The sequence below is a fragment of the Corynebacterium sp. USCH3 genome (assembly GCF_037619475.1).
Classification (GTDB): Bacteria; Actinomycetota; Actinomycetes; order Mycobacteriales; family Mycobacteriaceae; genus Corynebacterium.
This window is the reverse complement of the sequence record NZ_JAQPZT010000002.1, coordinates 154,784-169,973: the sequence shown is the minus strand read 5'-3', so window position 1 is coordinate 169,973 and position 15,190 is coordinate 154,784. Positions and strand designations below refer to the sequence as shown.

Sequence of the window (15,190 nt, the reverse complement as noted above, 5' to 3'; positions counted from 1 at the left end):
AGTGAGGACGGGGAGTTCTTCTGTCGGGGTGCGGTGTGTCAGAGGTGGACGGGGTAGTCCTGCTCGTCGATCTCCGGACGGATCCGGTGCTCGACGAAAATCCCGTGCCAGATCATGAAGGCGATGACCGTCCACAGGCGCCGCGAGTGGTCCGGGCCGGAACCGGTGGTCATCGACACGCGGTGCTCGTCCAGCATCGCCAGGACCTGGGCCTTGTCGAAGATGTGGTCGGTGGCGGAGTCCTCGATGTTCTTCTTCGCCCAGTCGTACAGCTCGTCACCGGCGAGCCAGTGCCGCAGCGGCACCGGGAAGCCGAGCTTCTTCCGGTTGATGACGTGCTCCGGGACGATGAGCTCGAGTGCACGACGCAGCGCGTACTTGGTGGTTCCGTGGCCGACCTTGAGCTCGTGGGGGATGGTCCGGGCGACGTCGAAGACGACCCGGTCCAGGAAGGGCACGCGCAACTCCAGTGAGTTGGCCATGGTGATCTTGTCGGCCTTGACCAGGATGTCGCCGCGGAGCCAGGTGAACATGTCGAGGTGCTGCATCCGGGAGACCGGGTCCATGTCGACCGACCTGGCGTAGATCGGCGCGGTGACCTCCCGGTGGTCCCACTCGGGTCGGGCGATGCGCAGGACGCGTTCAAGCTGCTCGTAGTTGAAGGACCGCGCGTTGCCGTAGTAGCGCTCCTCCATCGGGGTCGTACCGCGTTGGAGGAGCGACTTGCCCCGCATGCCGTCGGGCAGGGCGTCGCCGACGGTGCGGAGGACCTTCTTGATGGGGGAGGGTACCTTGTCGAACGGTGCCAGAGACAACGGTTCCTTGTAGATGGTGTACCCGCCGAAGAGTTCGTCGGCACCCTCGCCGGACAGCACCACCTTGACGTGTTTACGGGCTTCGGCGGCGACGAAGTACAGGGGCACCAGGGCCGGGTCGGCGACCGGGTCGTCGAGGTACCAGATGATCTTCGGGACGGCGGCGGCGAACTCCTCGGGGGAGACGACCTTCACCACGTGCTCCACGCCGATGGCGGCGGCGGACTCCGCGGCCACGTCGACCTCCGAGTAGCCCTCACGTTCGAAACCGGTGGTGAAGGTCACCAGGTCCGGGTTGTGCTGTTTGGCCAGGGACGCGATGGCCGTGGAGTCGATGCCTCCCGACAGGAACGACCCGACGGTGACGTCGGCACGCATGTGCTTGGCGACGGAATCCTGGAGGGCGTCGGCGATCCGGGTGAACAGGGCGTGCTCCTGCCCGGACGGTACCGGGGCGACGGGGAACGTCGGCTCGAAGTAACGGACGGCGGTGACCCGGCCACCGGGACGCAGAGTCGCGTGGCATCCCGACTCCAGGCGTCGGACCCCGGCATGCAGGGTCTCCGGCTCCGGGACGTACTGCAGGTCGGTGTAGTGGGCGATCGCCCTGTCGTCAAGGTCCAGCTCTAGACCGATATCCTCCGACATGGCCAGGACGGACTTCTTCTCGCTGCTGAACACGGTGCCGGCGTCGGTCGTGGCGTAGAACATCGGCTTGATGCCGAAGGGGTCGCGGGCCAGGAACATCGTCCGTTCCGCGGCGTCCCAGACGGAGAACGCGAACATGCCGCGCAGGTGGTTGACGACGTCGGCGCCCCAGTGGTGGAACCCGACGACGATGGTCTCGGAGTCGCCGGAGGTGGCGAACTCGTATCCTTCGGCCTGCAGTTCCTCGCGCAGTTCGACGTAGTTGTAGATCTCGCCGTTGAACGTCATCGAGTAGCGGTCGGGCTGGTCGGCCGGACCCCACTGCAGCGGCTGGTGCGAGTGCTCGAGGTCGATGATCGACAGCCGGTTGAAGCCGAAGACCACGTCGTCGTCGTTCCAGGTGCCGTCCTCGTCCGGACCACGGTGCCGCATGCAGGGGAGTGCCCGGGCGGTCGTGTCCACGAAACGGGGGGCGTCACCGTGTGCCGTCAGAATTCCAAGAAGTCCACACATGAGCTCTGGGGTCATCTCCGTAAGTGTCGTCGGGAGCCGGCGTGCCGGCCTCCGGGATGAGGGGGACGGGGCGGATGGGCACCGGCCGCGTGCGCGTGCGTAAGCACACTAGACTACCCGTCGAGGTCCGGCTGACACAGACGGGACATGCCGAGCCGCGGCGCGGTCGTCCAGCTCCCGTCCAGCAACCCCGAATAGGGCCGACAGAGAATCACAATGGTGTGCATGATGCAGGGGCATCCCCCTCCATGCACTATTGTCGGGAGATGACACGGGGCCGGTGTCCGTCCTCTGCAGGTGACGGATCCGGTGGCCCCGATGAACACGACGTGTGATTGAGGAAGGCATACTCGCGTGGAACAGCGAAAAGTTCACGGAAGAGGTCGCAAGCTCGGCCTCGCCGGAGTGCTGGGACTCGGCTCCCTTGCCCTGGTCGGCTGCGATGTCGCACCCCCCGACAACGGTTTCTTCCATGCCCTGCGCATGGGCTGGCCCGACGGAATCACCCCGGAGTCCCAGTCCATGGGTAACTTCTGGGTGTGGACCTGGGTCGTCGCCTGGATCATCGGCATCATCATGTGGGCCCTCATGTTCGTGGTGATCTTCCGCGACAGCGACAAGCGGGCCACGAAGAAGGGCAAGCCGGAGTTCCCGAGGCAGACGGCCTACAACGTGCCGCTCGAGTTGACGTTGACCGTCATTCCCGTGCTGATCGTCATGGGCCTGTTCTTCTTCACCGTGCAGACCCAGGACAAGGTCACCGCACTGGACAAGGACCCCCAGGTCACCGTCGACGTCACCGCCTACCAGTGGAACTGGAAGTTCGGTTACGGCAGCATCAGCGGCGACCTGACCGAGGACGGCCAGGAGTACGACGGCGAGGACGCCGACCGCGCCGAGGCCGCCGAGGCGAACGCCGCCGTCCCGGAGGACGACCGTGACGAGCACGGCCAGGCCGTCGGTCCGATCCACGGCAAGTCCAAGGAGGACTTCACCTACCTGAACTACAACCAGATCGAGACCCTCGGCACCTCGGAGGAGGTTCCGGTGCTCGTCCTGCCGACCGGTACGCCGATCGAGTTCAACCTGGCGTCCTCCGACGTGATCCACTCCTTCTGGGTCCCGGAGTTCCTCTTCAAGCGCGACGTCTTCCCGCACCCCGAGGCGAACCAGTCTGAGCGCCGGTTCCAGATCGAGGGCATCGACAGTGAGGGCGCCTTCGTCGGACGCTGCGCGGAGATGTGCGGCACCTACCACGCGATGATGAACTTCGAGGTCCGTGCGGTGAGCCCGGAGAACTTCGCGGCGTACATCGCCTACCGTGAGGCCAACCCGGAGGCCACCAACGCCGAGGCGCTGGCGGAGATCGGTGAGGATCCCTACGCCACCTCGACCCAGCCTTTCCTTCCCGGCCGTGAAGCCACCCGGGGAGTCGAGGGCGACAACTACATCGACCGTTCCGCCTAAGCGGGCGACGAGACACTAGGAGACAACAATGCGGCAGACAGCCAAGTTGATGTACGGACTCGCACTGTTCCTCACGGTGATGACGGTCGTGTACTTCTACGCGACGTCGCAGCTGAACGACGGTGCGAACCAGCAGGGTATCGAGTGGGCAGGTGGGACCGGACTTGTCCTGGCGACGCTGCTGACGCTGTTCCTCGGTGTGTACTTCCATCTCACCAACTCCAAGGCGGACATCGAGCCGAAGGACTGGGAAGAGGCGGAGATCGAGGACGGGGCCGGAGTGCTCGGCTTCTTCTCGCCCCACTCCGGGTGGCCGTTCATCATGTCGATGGCCATCGTGATCATGGGCTACGGCATCGCCTTCTTCCTCATCTGGGTCATCCTGCTGGGCGCAGCGATACTCATCTGGTCGACCACGATGCTCAACCTCCAGTACGGCCTCCCGCCGGAGAAGGAGTAGCGTCTCTCTCGACGACAAAGAGACGACAAAGAGACGACAAGGAGCACCCGCATCTTCCTCGCGGGTGCTCCTTTTGTCGTGTTCTCCGGGGCCGGCAGGGGTCAGAGGTTGATGATGTCGTTCATCTTCCGTAGTGCGGCGCCGGACTCCAGTGCCTCGCGTGCGGCGGCCAACTGCGTGACCAGTGCGGACTTGAGGTCGTCGCCGTCCCAGCCGTGCACGGCGACGAGGGCGGCAGCGGCGTTGATCAAGACAGCGTCCTTGATTGCACCGGTGAGGTCCCCTGACATGAGGCGTCGTGCGATGTCGGCGTTGTACTCGGGGTCTCCACCGGTGAGGGCGTCGTCGTCGTAGACGTCGAGTCCGAACGTCCGCGGGTTGATCGTGAACTCACCGGTCCGACCGTGCTCGTCGACGGTGACGACCTCCGTGGGGGCGCAGACACTGATCTCGTCCATGCCGTCCAGCCCCCGCACGATGAGTGCCCGCACCCCCTGGTGGGCGAAGGCGCCGCCCATGATCGGCATCATGTCGCGGAAGGCGCAGCCGATCAGTCCGAACTTCGGTCCTGCGGGGTTGGTCATGGGCCCCAGGAGGTTGAACAGTGTCGGAACCGCCAGTTCCGAGCGGACCCGGCCGGCGAACCGCATCGCGGGGTGGTAGGTCTTGGCGAACATGAACGCGAAGCCGGTTCTCAGGGCGTCGTCGTGGATCGTGTCGGGGGAGCGGTCGATGTCGAGGCCCAGCACCTCCAGAACGTCCGCCCCGCCGCACCGGGACGACGCCGCGCGGTTGCCGTGCTTGACGACAGGCACCCCCGTGGCGGCGACGACGAAGGAGGCCATGGTGGAGATGTTCACGGTGTGGTGGCCGTCCCCGCCGGTGCCGACGATGTCGACGGCGTCCGGGATGTCGCTGAAGTCCACCGGGGTGGCGTACGCACGCATCGCCGAGGCGGCGGCGGAGAGTTCCGCGGCCGTGATGCCTTTGACGCGGAGTCCGAAGGCGAAGGCGGCGAGCTGCGCGTCGGTGGCGGACCCCTCCATGATCCGGCTGATGGCCCAGGTGATCTGCGATTCGCTGAGCTCTTCATGACGGCCGATGCGGTCGAGCACCCCCGGCCAGGTGAAGTAGCTTTCCGGCAGTCGGTCAGACCCCAGTGGAGTGATGTGGTCCGGGGTGGTCAGACTCAGATCGTCCGGCATCGGAATCGTCCTCTCGAAGTATGTCGGTCGTGGTTGTCCCATCCTATTACGGACGGTTCGGGCCGACCTGGCAGCCCCTCCCTGGCAGCCCCTCTGTGGTGCGCTGATTCGGTGCACGTCCCCGGGGCCGGGTACAGTCTGATGGAGGTCGCGGGGTGAGGCGACGGGTACGGTTCCCGGGGCACCGGCAGCCCCCGCGAACGGGGGTGGACGGGGCGGGGGACGGGCCGCCGGGCGGTGGCGCGTGGGGAAGGCCTGCAGGCGGTCGACCAGTGCAGACGCCGCCACGTCGTAAATCAGGGCGAAGAGTTCCCGGCTAACCCCGTTTGTGGTGAGTTGCCAGGAAACGTGAAGCGACTACCAGGGGTTTTGCAGAAAGCGTGAAACATGCCGGGGTTGCGAATCGACTAGGGGGCCGGGGTCGGTCATACTTGTACGCGTGACGAGCGCAGTTGGAAACCAAAGCATGGCAGCACCACAGCGTGCCGTGACGCTGAACCGACCGAACATGGTCAGCGTCGGCACGATTGTGTTCCTGTCCCAGGAATTGATGTTCTTCGCGGGCCTGTTCGCGATGTACTTCGTCTCGAAGGCGAACTCGAACGGAAACTGGCCCTCCGAGCCGACCGAGCTGAACGTGCCGTTCGCTCTGGCGATCACCGTGATTCTGGTGTCGTCGTCGTTCACCGCCCAGTGGGGTGTGTTCGCTGCGGAGCGCGGCGACGTGTTCGGTCTGCGGAAGTGGTATGCACTCACCATCGTCCTCGGCGCGATCTTCCTCGCCGGTCAGACGTACGAGTACATCCACCTCGTGCAGCACGGCACCACGATCTCGGGCAGCGTCTACGGGTCGGTGTTCTTCATCACCACCGGCTTCCACGGCGCACACGTCCTCGCCGGCGTGCTCGCATTCGTGGTCGTGCTGCTCCGCACGGTGAAGTCGAAGTTCACACCGGCCCAGGCCACCGCCGCCGTCGTCGTGTCGTACTACTGGCACTTCGTCGACGTCGTGTGGATCGGACTGTGGATCACCATTTACTTCATCCAGTAGGCCGGACGGGCCGATGTGTGACGCTCGGCCGTTAAGCCCATCGCCTTCCAAATGACGAGTTAAGGGAACAAGATGGATACGAACAATCCAACTCCCGAGGGGGAGAACCCGGTGGTGGACTCCGCCCCGGCATCCACAACAGGCAAGAAGCGTCGTACCCGACGTAAACTGCGCCGGACCATGGCTGGAGCGCTCGCGCTCGTGCTCGGTCTGACCGGCGCCGGCCTGGTCGCCCAGGCCTTCACCCCGGATCCGCAGTCCGCGACCGCGCAGCAGGACGCGCAGTCGATGATCACCCAGGGGCAGGAGATCTACGAGGTCGCCTGCATCACCTGTCACGGTGCGAACCTCCAGGGTGTCGAGGACCGTGGTCCGTCCCTGGTCGGTGTCGGCGAGGGCGCGGTGTACTTCCAGGTGCACTCCGGCCGTATGCCGATGAAGCGCAACGAGGCGCAGGCCGACCGTAAGGACGCGCGTTTCAACGAGGCCCAGACCCTGGCTCTCGCGGCGTACGTCAACGCCAACGGCGGCGGCCCCGGCATCGTCAAGGACGAGGACGGGACCATCGCGATGGAGTCGCTCCGCGGTTCCCACAACAACGACGGCGAGATCGACCCCTCCGACGTCTCCCGGGGTTCCGACCTCTTCCGGTTGAACTGTGCCTCGTGCCACAACTTCACCGGTCGCGGCGGTGCCCTGTCCGGCGGCAAGTACGCCCCGAACCTTGACGCGGCCAACGAGCAGGAGATCTACCAGGCCATGCTCACCGGCCCGCAGAACATGCCGAAGTTCTCCGACCGCCAGCTCACCGCCGACGAGAAGAAGGACATCATCGCCTTCATCAAGTCGTCCAAGGAGACCCCGAACCCCGGTGGACTCGGTCTCGGCGGGATCGGCCCGGTCACTGAGGGCATGTTGATGTGGATCGTCGGGATCGTCGTGCTCATCGGCGCGGCCATGTGGATTGGAACCCGGTCATGAGTGAGATCAAGAGCACCTACTCCGAAGAAGAGATCAAGGGCATGAGCGACGAGGAGCTCGCCCGCCTCGGTACCGAGATGGACGACGTCACCGTCGCCTTCCGTAAGGAGCGTTTCCCGGTCGAGGGTGACCCCGCCGAGAAGCGGGCGGCCCGTGGCATCGGTTTCTGGTGGGCGTTGTCCGTCGTCTTCGGCCTCGCCTTCGTCGCCGTCTACCTGTTCTGGCCGTGGGAGTACAAGCACCTCGCGGAGGACGGCCTGTGGGTGTACTCCCTGTACACCCCGATGCTCGGCGTGACCTCCGGTCTGTCGATCATCACCCTGGGAATCGGCGCGGTCCAGTTCTCGAAGAAGTTCATCCCCGAGGAGATCGCGGTCCAGAAGCGGCACGACGGCCCCTCCGACGAGGTCGACCGCCGCACCATGACCGCCCTCCTGAACGACGCGTGGAAGACCTCCACCCTGGGTCGGCGCAAGGTCCTGATGGGACTCGGTGGCGCGGGCGTCGCGCTGGCCGGCGTGGCGATTGCCCTGCCGCTGGGCGGCATCGTCAAGAACCCGTGGAAGCCCCGTGCGATGGGCATCGACGGCGACGGCACCCTGTGGACCACCGGCTGGACCCTCGTCAACGACGGGGAGAAGGTCTACCTCGGTCGGGACACCGGCGCGATCGCCGAGGAGCACAACGGCCACTGGAGCACCGAGGGCGTGAACCGTCTGATCCGCGTGCGTCCCGAGGACCTGGACGCCGGCGCGATGGAGACCGTCTTCCCGATGACCCAGGACATGGTCAACGACCACGACGACTTCAACCCGGAACGCGACGTGTACGAGGAGCAGATGCACTCGATCCACGGTTCCCGTAACGCCGTCATGCTGATCCGTCTGCGCCACGCCGACGCCGTCAAGGCCGTCCAGCGTGAGGGGCAGGAGGACTTCCACTACGGCGACTACTACGCGTACTCCAAGATCTGCACCCACATCGGTTGCCCGACCTCGCTCTACGAGCAGCAGACCAACCGAATCCTGTGCCCGTGCCACCAGTCGCAGTTCGATGCACTGCACTGGGGTAAGCCGGTGTTCGGTCCGGCCGCACGCGCCCTGCCCGAGCTGTCCATCAACGTCGATGAGGACGGGTTCCTGTACGCCGACAAGAACTTCGTCGAGCCCGTCGGCCCTGCCTTCTGGGAGCGTCAGTCATGAGCACAACCACAAAGCCTTCCCACCTGGCCCAGGCGGCCAACAACTTCGACGAGCGCTACACCGCAGCAGGTGGCCTCCGGAAGCAGATGAACAAGGTCTTCCCGAGCCACTGGTCGTTCATGCTCGGTGAGATCGCCCTCTACTCCTTCATCATCCTGCTGCTGTCGGGTGTCTACCTGACACTGTTCTTCGACCCCTCCCTGTCGAAGGTCATCTACCAGGGTGCGTACGCACCGCTCAACGGCGTCGAGATGTCGCGCGCCTACGAGACGGCGCTGAACATCTCCTTCGAGGTGCGCGGCGGCCTGTTCATCCGTCAGGTGCACCACTGGGCGGCACTGCTCTTCGCCGTGTCGATCATGGTCCACATGATGCGCATCTTCTTCACCGGTGCGTTCCGTAAGCCGCGCGAGGCGAACTGGATCATCGGCTGCGTCCTGCTGCTGCTGTCCATCGCCGAGGGCTTCATGGGCTACTCCCTGCCGGACGACCTGCTGTCCGGTGTCGGCCTGCGCATCATGTCCGCCATCATCATCGGCCTGCCGATCATCGGCACCTGGCTGCACTGGATCATGTTCGCCGGTGACTTCCCGGGAGACATCATCATCCCGCGGCTGTACATCGCGCACGTGCTGCTGATTCCGGCGATCCTGCTCGCACTGATCGCCGCCCACCTCGCACTCGTCTGGTACCAGAAGCACACCCAGTTCCCCGGACCGGGACGTACCGAGCGCAATGTCGTCGGTGCCCGCGTCATCCCGGTGTTCGCCGTGCACTCGATGGCCTTCGGTCTGATCACCTTCGGCTTCATCGCCCTGCTGGCCGGGGTCTTCCAGATCAACGCGATCTGGAACCTGGGACCGTACAACCCGTCGCAGGTGTCCGCCGGTTCGCAGCCCGACATCTACATGCTCTGGACGGACGGTGCCGCCCGTATCATGCCTGCCTGGGAGCTCTACCTCGGCAGTTACACGGTTCCGGCCGTGGTGTGGGTGGCCATCCTGCTCGGTATCCTGGTGATGCTCCTGTTCGCCTACCCCTGGATCGAACAGCGTCTCACCAAGGACACCGCGCACCACAACCTGCTGCAGCGTCCGCGCGACGTCCCGGTGCGTACGTCCCTGGGTGTCATGGCCCTGGTCGCCTACGCCATCCTCACGATCTCCGGCGGTAACGACCATGTCGCGGTGTTCTTCCACATCTCGCTGAACGCGATGACGTGGATCGGCCGTATCGGCTTCATCATGCTGCCCCCGATCGCCTACTTCGTCACCTACCGGATCTGCCTGGGGCTCCAGCGGTCCGACCGTGAGGTGCTGGAGCACGGCATCGAGACCGGCACGATCAAGCAGCTGCCGTCCGGCGGGTTCATCGAGGTGCACCAGCCTCTCGGCCCGGTCGACGACCACGGCCACCCGATCCCGCTCGACTACGCAGGCGCACAGGTGCCGAAGCGCCTCAACCAGCTCGGCTTCGCCGGCCAGCCGGGCCGTGGCTCACTGTTCTCCCCGGATCCGGAGGAGATCGTGTCCCAGATCGAGAAGATCGAGGAAGCCAACGAGCACGAGCACAAGGAGATGCTGCTGCGTCTCCAGGAGGAGAACCGTCGCAAGCTCGACGGCGAGGGACACGCCAACCCCTGACCTCCTCCCCGGTCACACGGACTCCCCGTCCATCCCCGCATCATCGCGGTGGGTGGGCGGGGTTTTCCTGTGGCAGCCTCCCGTACTCAGCGGGACAGCGACCCGAGGAAGGCCAGCAGATCCGCCGTCGCGAGGACGTCGTCGACGGCGCGGTGGGACGGCCTGTGGGCGAGTCCGAGGACGTCGGCGAGGGTCGCCAGCCGGTACCGGCCGACCCTGTCCCGTGGGATCAGGCGGCGGGCGGATTCCGCGGTGCAGACGACCGTGGGGACGACCGGTGGGGTAGAGGACCCCGACCGGCGTACCTCGGCGTTGATGAAGGAGATGTCGAACTCCACGTTGTGGCCGACGACAGTCCGTTCCCCGAGGAAGCCGGTGACGTCGCCGATGATGTCCGCGAAGGAGGGTTTGCCCACAAGCTGCTGCGGGGAGATGCCGGTGAGTGCGGTGATTTCCCGGGGCAGCGGAACCCCGGGGTCGACGAGCGTGTGGAATGTCTCGACCGGCACCCCGTCGTGGACCCGCAACGCGGCGATCTCGATGATGCGCGCGTCTGCCGGGTTCAGGCCGGTGGTCTCGCAGTCGATCACGACGCAGTCCGCGAGGGCGGCGTCCAGACTTTCACGGAGAGTGGTACTCACACTCAGTGAGTCTACGGCGTGCACCGGACACGGACGGCGATGGTGCTGCTGTGATTGCTGAGGTCCGACACGGCGCCTTTCGTGTAAGTGTGACGAGAGTCACAGTAGCGATTTTGCGGGCGATCGGGCGGCATTCCGGGCCGGAGGGGTGACTGTCGGGTGTTCGGTCGTAAGTGCAGGTGAGGGGCGCGAATGGCAGAGGGGGAGCGCGGTTCGCGTCGGCTGATCAAGCTTTGGTCGCGTTTCGGTAACGGTTAAATAACGAAGTGCTCACGGGTTGGTCACGGTGCGGTGGTTGGACAAGGTCGGCCACGTTTCGTAATCTTCTCGTGACCTTAAGGGGCGACGCCGTGACGTATCCGGTCGCCCCCGACAGCAATCACGAAAGGCAACATCCCTCATGGGCAAGCACCGTATGAAGAAGGACCACTCCCGCCGCAACGCAGTCGCAGTTGCCGCCGTGGGTATGGGCGCCGTCATCGCCCTGCCTGCCACCGCACAGGCAGTCACCGTCCAGGTTCCGAACTCCGACATCAGCGTCGAGGTCCCGAACGAGGCCGTGGACATCGCCAAGCAGCACGTGGACGTGGAGCCCTTCCTCGCCGCAGCCGGCCAGGCCGCTGCACCGGCCGCGGGCGGCAGCGACGCCCCCGCGGCCGCCAGTAGCGTCGGCCAGAAGATCGCTGACGCCGCGATGTCGAAGCAGGGCGCACCGTACTCCTGGGGTGCGGCCGGCCCCAACGCCTTCGACTGCTCCGGCCTGACCAGCTGGGCCCACCAGCAGGTCGGTAAGTCGATCCCGCGCACCTCCGGTGACCAGGCCGCGTCCGGCACCCCGGTGTCCATCGACGCGCTGCAGCCCGGCGACGTGGTCTCCTACTACTCCGGCGCCTCTCACGTCGCGATCTACATCGGCGACGGCAAGATCGTCCATTCCCTCAACGAGGGCTCCCCGGTTCAGGTCAACGACCTCAACTACATGCCGATCAACAACGCGGTCCGCTTCTAGGATCGTCAGGGTCGTCATGCCCGCCGCCGCGCCCCGGGGAGGGGGTACCGCACGCCGGTACCCCCTCCCCGGGGCGCGTCGTGTGTCTGACTACGGTCGCACGACACTGATGTGGCAGTATATCGACGTTAGCCAGTGTTACGAGTGAAAAGGTTTCAGAGACAGTGAGCATGATCCGCCCGTCCGGGCACCGCCCCGCCCGCGTCGGCACGTCGACCCGTCTTGTCGTCGGGATCGGCACCGCCGTCGCGCTGACGGTGGCGTCCACCTCTGTTGTCGCCGCGGACCCCGTCGGCCCCCGGGCGCCGGCCGACAACGTCGACACCTCACCACTGCCGGACAGCGCGGACGGTCTGCTTGACCGTCTCGCGGAGGTGTCCCGCCAGGCCCAGGAGACCAGCGACGCCGTCCAGGAGAACAGTCAGTCCCTCGACGAGCTGCGCGGCCAGCTCGACCGGGCGAACCGGGCGGCGGACCACTACGCGGGTGCGGCCCGGAAGGCACGGGAGGACGTCGACGCCAACCGTGGCCCGGTCACCGAACTCTCGCAGTCCCTCTACCGCGGTGCAGTCATCGACCCGGTGTCGGCGCTGGCCGGGTCGGCGAATCCGCAGGACGCGATCGACCGGCGCGCCTTCGCCAGTGCACTCAACGCCGACCGTACGAACACCCTCTCCACGTTCCAGGAGGGGCTGAGGAACGCCGCAGACCTGGAGTCGAAGGCGAACCGCTCCAAGGCGTCCGCCGATTTCCAGCTCAACCAGCTCGAAATCCGGCAGGGCGAGTTGGACGGCCGTGTCCGTGAGCTCGACGGCCTCAAGAAGGACATCTCCACCGCAGTGGACGGCCTCAGCCCCGAGCAGAAGCAGCGCTGGGTCGACCGCAACGGTCCCATCGACGTCGACGTCGAGGAGTTCCTCGGCTCGGTCGCCGGTGCGGCGGGCGACGCGGTCAGCACGGCGGGTGGCGCCGTCGGTGCCGCGATGAGCAAGCTCGGGTCCCCCTACTCGTGGGGCGCGACCGGGCCTGACGCCTTCGACTGCTCGGGTCTGATGTTCTGGGCGTACCAGCAGATCGGCAAGTCCGTTCCGCGGACCTCGTCCGCCCAGGTCGCCGGCGGGACCTCGGTTTCCCGCGATGCGCTGCAGCCCGGTGACATCGTCGGTTTCTACCCCGGTGTGACGCACGTGGGCATGTACATCGGCGACGGGAAGATCGTGCACGCCTCCGACTACGGCATCCCGGTGCAGGTGGTCAGCGTCGACAGTATGCCGTTCGCCGGCGCCGCCCGTTACTGACGCAGGTCCCACGTCGCCGTGACAGCAACCCCCGTGGGCTCCCGCGTCCTCCTGGTCACCAACGACTTCCCGCCGACCGTCGGTGGGATCCAGAGCTACCTGCGCGACTACTGCGCCGAACTCGAGCGTCGGCAGCCCGGTCGGTTGACCGTCTTCGCCTCAACCCAGGACGCGGCCTCCGCGGCGTCCCATGACGCCGAGCTCCCGTACGACGTCGTGCGGTGGCACAGGTCGGTGATGCTCCCGACCCCGGCCACGGCCCGTCGGATGGCGCAGGTGATCCGGGAGCAAGGCATCGACACCGTGTGGTTCGGTTCCTCGACGCCGCTGGGACTGCTGGGGGGTGTGGCGAGGAAGGCCGGTGCACGCCGGGTCGTCGCCTCGACCCACGGTCACGAGGTGGGCTGGTCCATGCTGCCGGGCGGCCGCACGGTGCTCCGGATGATCGGTCGACGCACCGACTGCCTGACCTACGTCTCCCGCTACGCGCGGAACAGGTTCGCCTCCGCGTTCGGACCGGACGTGGCGTGGGAGCCGATGCCGGGCGGTGTCGGGACGTCGGTGTTCCGTCCGGACGACGTGGGGCGTGCGCGGGTACGTCATCGTCTCGGTGTCGACGACCGACGTGTCGTGGTCTGCGTCTCCCGTGTCGTCCCCAGGAAGGGTCAGGACACCCTGGTCGAGGCGATGCCCGAGATCCTCGCCCGGGTTCCTGACGCCCACCTGCTGATCGTCGGCCCCGGCGAGTACGCCCGCACGCTCGCCGGCCGCGCCCGGGATCTCGGGGTCGCGGACCGGGTGACCGTCACCGGTCCCGTGGAGTACGGGGACCTGGTCGCGCACTACTGTGCGGGCGACGTCTTCGCGATGCCGGTCCGCACCCAGGGCGGCGGATTCAGTGTGGAGGGGCTCGGTATCGTCTTCCTCGAGTCGCAGGCGTGCGGGGTGCCCACCATCGCCGGTACCGGGGGCGGGGCGCCGGAGACGGTGCAGGACGGGGTGACCGGCGACGTCGTCGACGGTGAGGACACCGCGGCCGTCGCCGCCTCCGTGGCGGACCTGCTGACCGACACGGAACGTGCGCTCAGGTACAGCGCCGCCGGGCGTGCCTACGTCCGTGACGCATGGAACTGGGAGGTCCTGGGTGCGCAGCTGGTGTCGGTGCTCGACGGTGGTGCGGAACGCCCCGGGCGCCACAGTTGGAACTGGCGCGCCTGACAGATAGCCTGGACAGGTTGTGCCGGGACGCCGGTGCGTGACGTACAGGAGGACCAGGTGACCCAACTGACCATCGGCATCGATATCGGGGGAACGAATCTCCGTGCCGCGGTGGTCGATCCGCAGGGGCGCGTGCTCGACACGGAACAGCTTCCGACCCCGTCCACGGTCGACTCGCTCGAGACGGCGATCGCCCATGCCGTCGGCGTCCTCCGGCGGCGTCACCCCGTCGCCGCCGTCGGCCTCGCTGTCGCCGGCTTCATCACCGCGGACCAGCAGCGGGTCAGGTTCGCCCCCCATCTCCCGTGGCGCGACCGCGATGTCCGTGACCGGCTCTCCCGACGGCTGGGGCTGCCCGTGGTGCTGGAGCACGACGCCAACGCCGCCGCCTGGGGCGAGCAGATCCTGGGTCCGGGGCGGGACGCCTCCACCTGGGTCCTCTTCGCGGTCGGCACCGGCATCGGTGGTGCGCTCGTCCACGGCGGCTCTCTGTACCGGGGGGCCTACGGTACGGCCCCCGAGTTCGGCCACCTGACCGTCGTCCCCGGGGGACGGGCCTGTCCGTGTGGCAAGCGTGGCTGTCTTGAGCGCTACTGTTCGGGCAGCGCGCTGGAGACCACGGCCCTGGAGTACATCGCGACCGGCCGGCACCCGGACAGTATGCTCGCCGGAATCTTCCATTCCCGGCCGGAGGAGATCACGGGACGCAGCGTCGTCAGGCTCGCCAGGGACGGCGACCCCCTGGCGAGGGAGGTCATCGATGACTTCGCCCTGTGGCTCGGTCGAGGTCTCTCCGCGGTGCAGGAGATCCTCGATCCTGAGCTCATCGTCCTGGGGGGCGGTGTCTCCGCCGACGCGGACCTGTATCTGCCAGGTGCCGTCGCCGAGATGGAGGCGTCGGTGGTGGGTGCCGGTTTCCGTCCGCTCGCCCGCGTCGAACCGGCCTCCCTCGGCTCGGAGGCGGGTATGATCGGCGTGGCGCTTCTTGCCGGGCAGGCTCAGTTGAGTCCGTCCTCGACCGGCTCGTGAAAGGGACAGA

13 protein-coding genes are annotated in these 15,190 nt (G+C 66.6%); 10 read left to right on the top strand and 3 right to left on the bottom strand.

Translation table 11 applies throughout. The features are described from left to right. Positions 1-38 precede the first annotated feature (38 nt). Positions 39-1,976 (bottom strand): asparagine synthase (glutamine-hydrolyzing), encoded by a 1,938-nt coding sequence (gene asnB / locus PQI66_RS04055; protein ID WP_339996799.1) that lies wholly within the window; start codon positions 1,974-1,976, stop codon positions 39-41. Between the two features lie 354 nt (positions 1,977-2,330). Between asnB and ctaC the strand changes: the two genes are divergently transcribed. Both ctaC and ctaF read left to right on the top strand, forming a co-directional pair. Then, positions 2,331-3,443 carry an aa3-type cytochrome oxidase subunit II gene (gene ctaC / locus PQI66_RS04050; RefSeq protein WP_339996245.1) on the top strand — a complete coding sequence of 371 codons (1,113 nt, stop codon included), beginning with the start codon at positions 2,331-2,333 and terminating at the stop codon, positions 3,441-3,443. Between the two features lie 28 nt (positions 3,444-3,471). After that, positions 3,472-3,903, top strand: coding sequence for an aa3-type cytochrome oxidase subunit IV (gene ctaF, locus PQI66_RS04045; protein ID WP_339996243.1), 432 nt, complete (start codon positions 3,472-3,474; stop codon positions 3,901-3,903). 101 nt (positions 3,904-4,004) lie between these two features. Here ctaF and trpD read toward each other — a convergent pair whose 3' ends face one another. Further along, entirely contained in the window at positions 4,005-5,096 is a 1,092-nt protein-coding gene (gene trpD / locus PQI66_RS04040; RefSeq protein ID WP_339996798.1) for an anthranilate phosphoribosyltransferase, read from the bottom strand. A 451-nt stretch (positions 5,097-5,547) separates the two neighbouring features. On the opposite strand from trpD, the gene ctaE reads away from it, so the two are divergent. From ctaE to qcrB, 4 genes are all read left to right on the top strand, one after another. Next, the gene (gene ctaE / locus PQI66_RS04035; RefSeq protein ID WP_339996241.1) at positions 5,548-6,159 is read left to right on the top strand and encodes an aa3-type cytochrome oxidase subunit III; all 612 of its coding nucleotides are present in this window, start codon (positions 5,548-5,550) and stop codon (positions 6,157-6,159) included. Between the two features lie 72 nt (positions 6,160-6,231). Continuing rightward, positions 6,232-7,140, top strand: a complete 909-nt coding sequence (gene qcrC, locus PQI66_RS04030; protein WP_339996240.1) for a cytochrome bc1 complex diheme cytochrome c subunit — start codon at positions 6,232-6,234, stop codon at positions 7,138-7,140. Further along, positions 7,137-8,342 carry a cytochrome bc1 complex Rieske iron-sulfur subunit gene (gene qcrA / locus PQI66_RS04025; RefSeq protein ID WP_339996238.1) on the top strand — a complete coding sequence of 402 codons (1,206 nt, stop codon included), beginning with the start codon at positions 7,137-7,139 and terminating at the stop codon, positions 8,340-8,342. The genes qcrC and qcrA overlap by 4 nt, the downstream gene beginning before the upstream one ends. Next, entirely contained in the window at positions 8,339-9,985 is a 1,647-nt protein-coding gene (gene qcrB / locus PQI66_RS04020; protein WP_339996236.1) for a cytochrome bc1 complex cytochrome b subunit, read from the top strand. The genes qcrA and qcrB overlap by 4 nt, the downstream gene beginning before the upstream one ends. Before the next feature lie 86 nt (positions 9,986-10,071). Here the strand turns inward: qcrB and PQI66_RS04015 are convergent, their stop codons facing one another. Next, positions 10,072-10,626, bottom strand: a complete 555-nt coding sequence (locus PQI66_RS04015; RefSeq protein ID WP_339996235.1) for a 3'-5' exonuclease — start codon at positions 10,624-10,626, stop codon at positions 10,072-10,074. A gap of 400 nt (positions 10,627-11,026) precedes the next feature. Here PQI66_RS04015 and PQI66_RS04010 point away from each other — a divergent pair, with 400 nt between their 5' ends. From PQI66_RS04010 to PQI66_RS03995, 4 genes are all read left to right on the top strand, one after another. After that, complete coding sequence (locus tag PQI66_RS04010; RefSeq protein WP_339996233.1) at positions 11,027-11,635, top strand: NlpC/P60 family protein; 609 nt, start codon at positions 11,027-11,029, stop codon at positions 11,633-11,635. 170 nt (positions 11,636-11,805) lie between these two features. After that, positions 11,806-12,933: an NlpC/P60 family protein gene (locus tag PQI66_RS04005; protein ID WP_339996231.1), complete on the top strand. Its 1,128-nt coding sequence runs from the start codon at positions 11,806-11,808 to the stop codon at positions 12,931-12,933. A gap of 18 nt (positions 12,934-12,951) precedes the next feature. Further along, a complete protein-coding gene (locus PQI66_RS04000; RefSeq protein ID WP_339996230.1) occupies positions 12,952-14,151 on the top strand; it encodes a glycosyltransferase family 4 protein in 1,200 nt (399 codons plus the stop codon). Positions 14,152-14,208: 57 nt separating this feature from the next. Next, positions 14,209-15,180, top strand: a complete 972-nt coding sequence (locus tag PQI66_RS03995; protein ID WP_339996228.1) for an ROK family protein — start codon at positions 14,209-14,211, stop codon at positions 15,178-15,180. Positions 15,181-15,190: the final 10 nt, after the last annotated feature.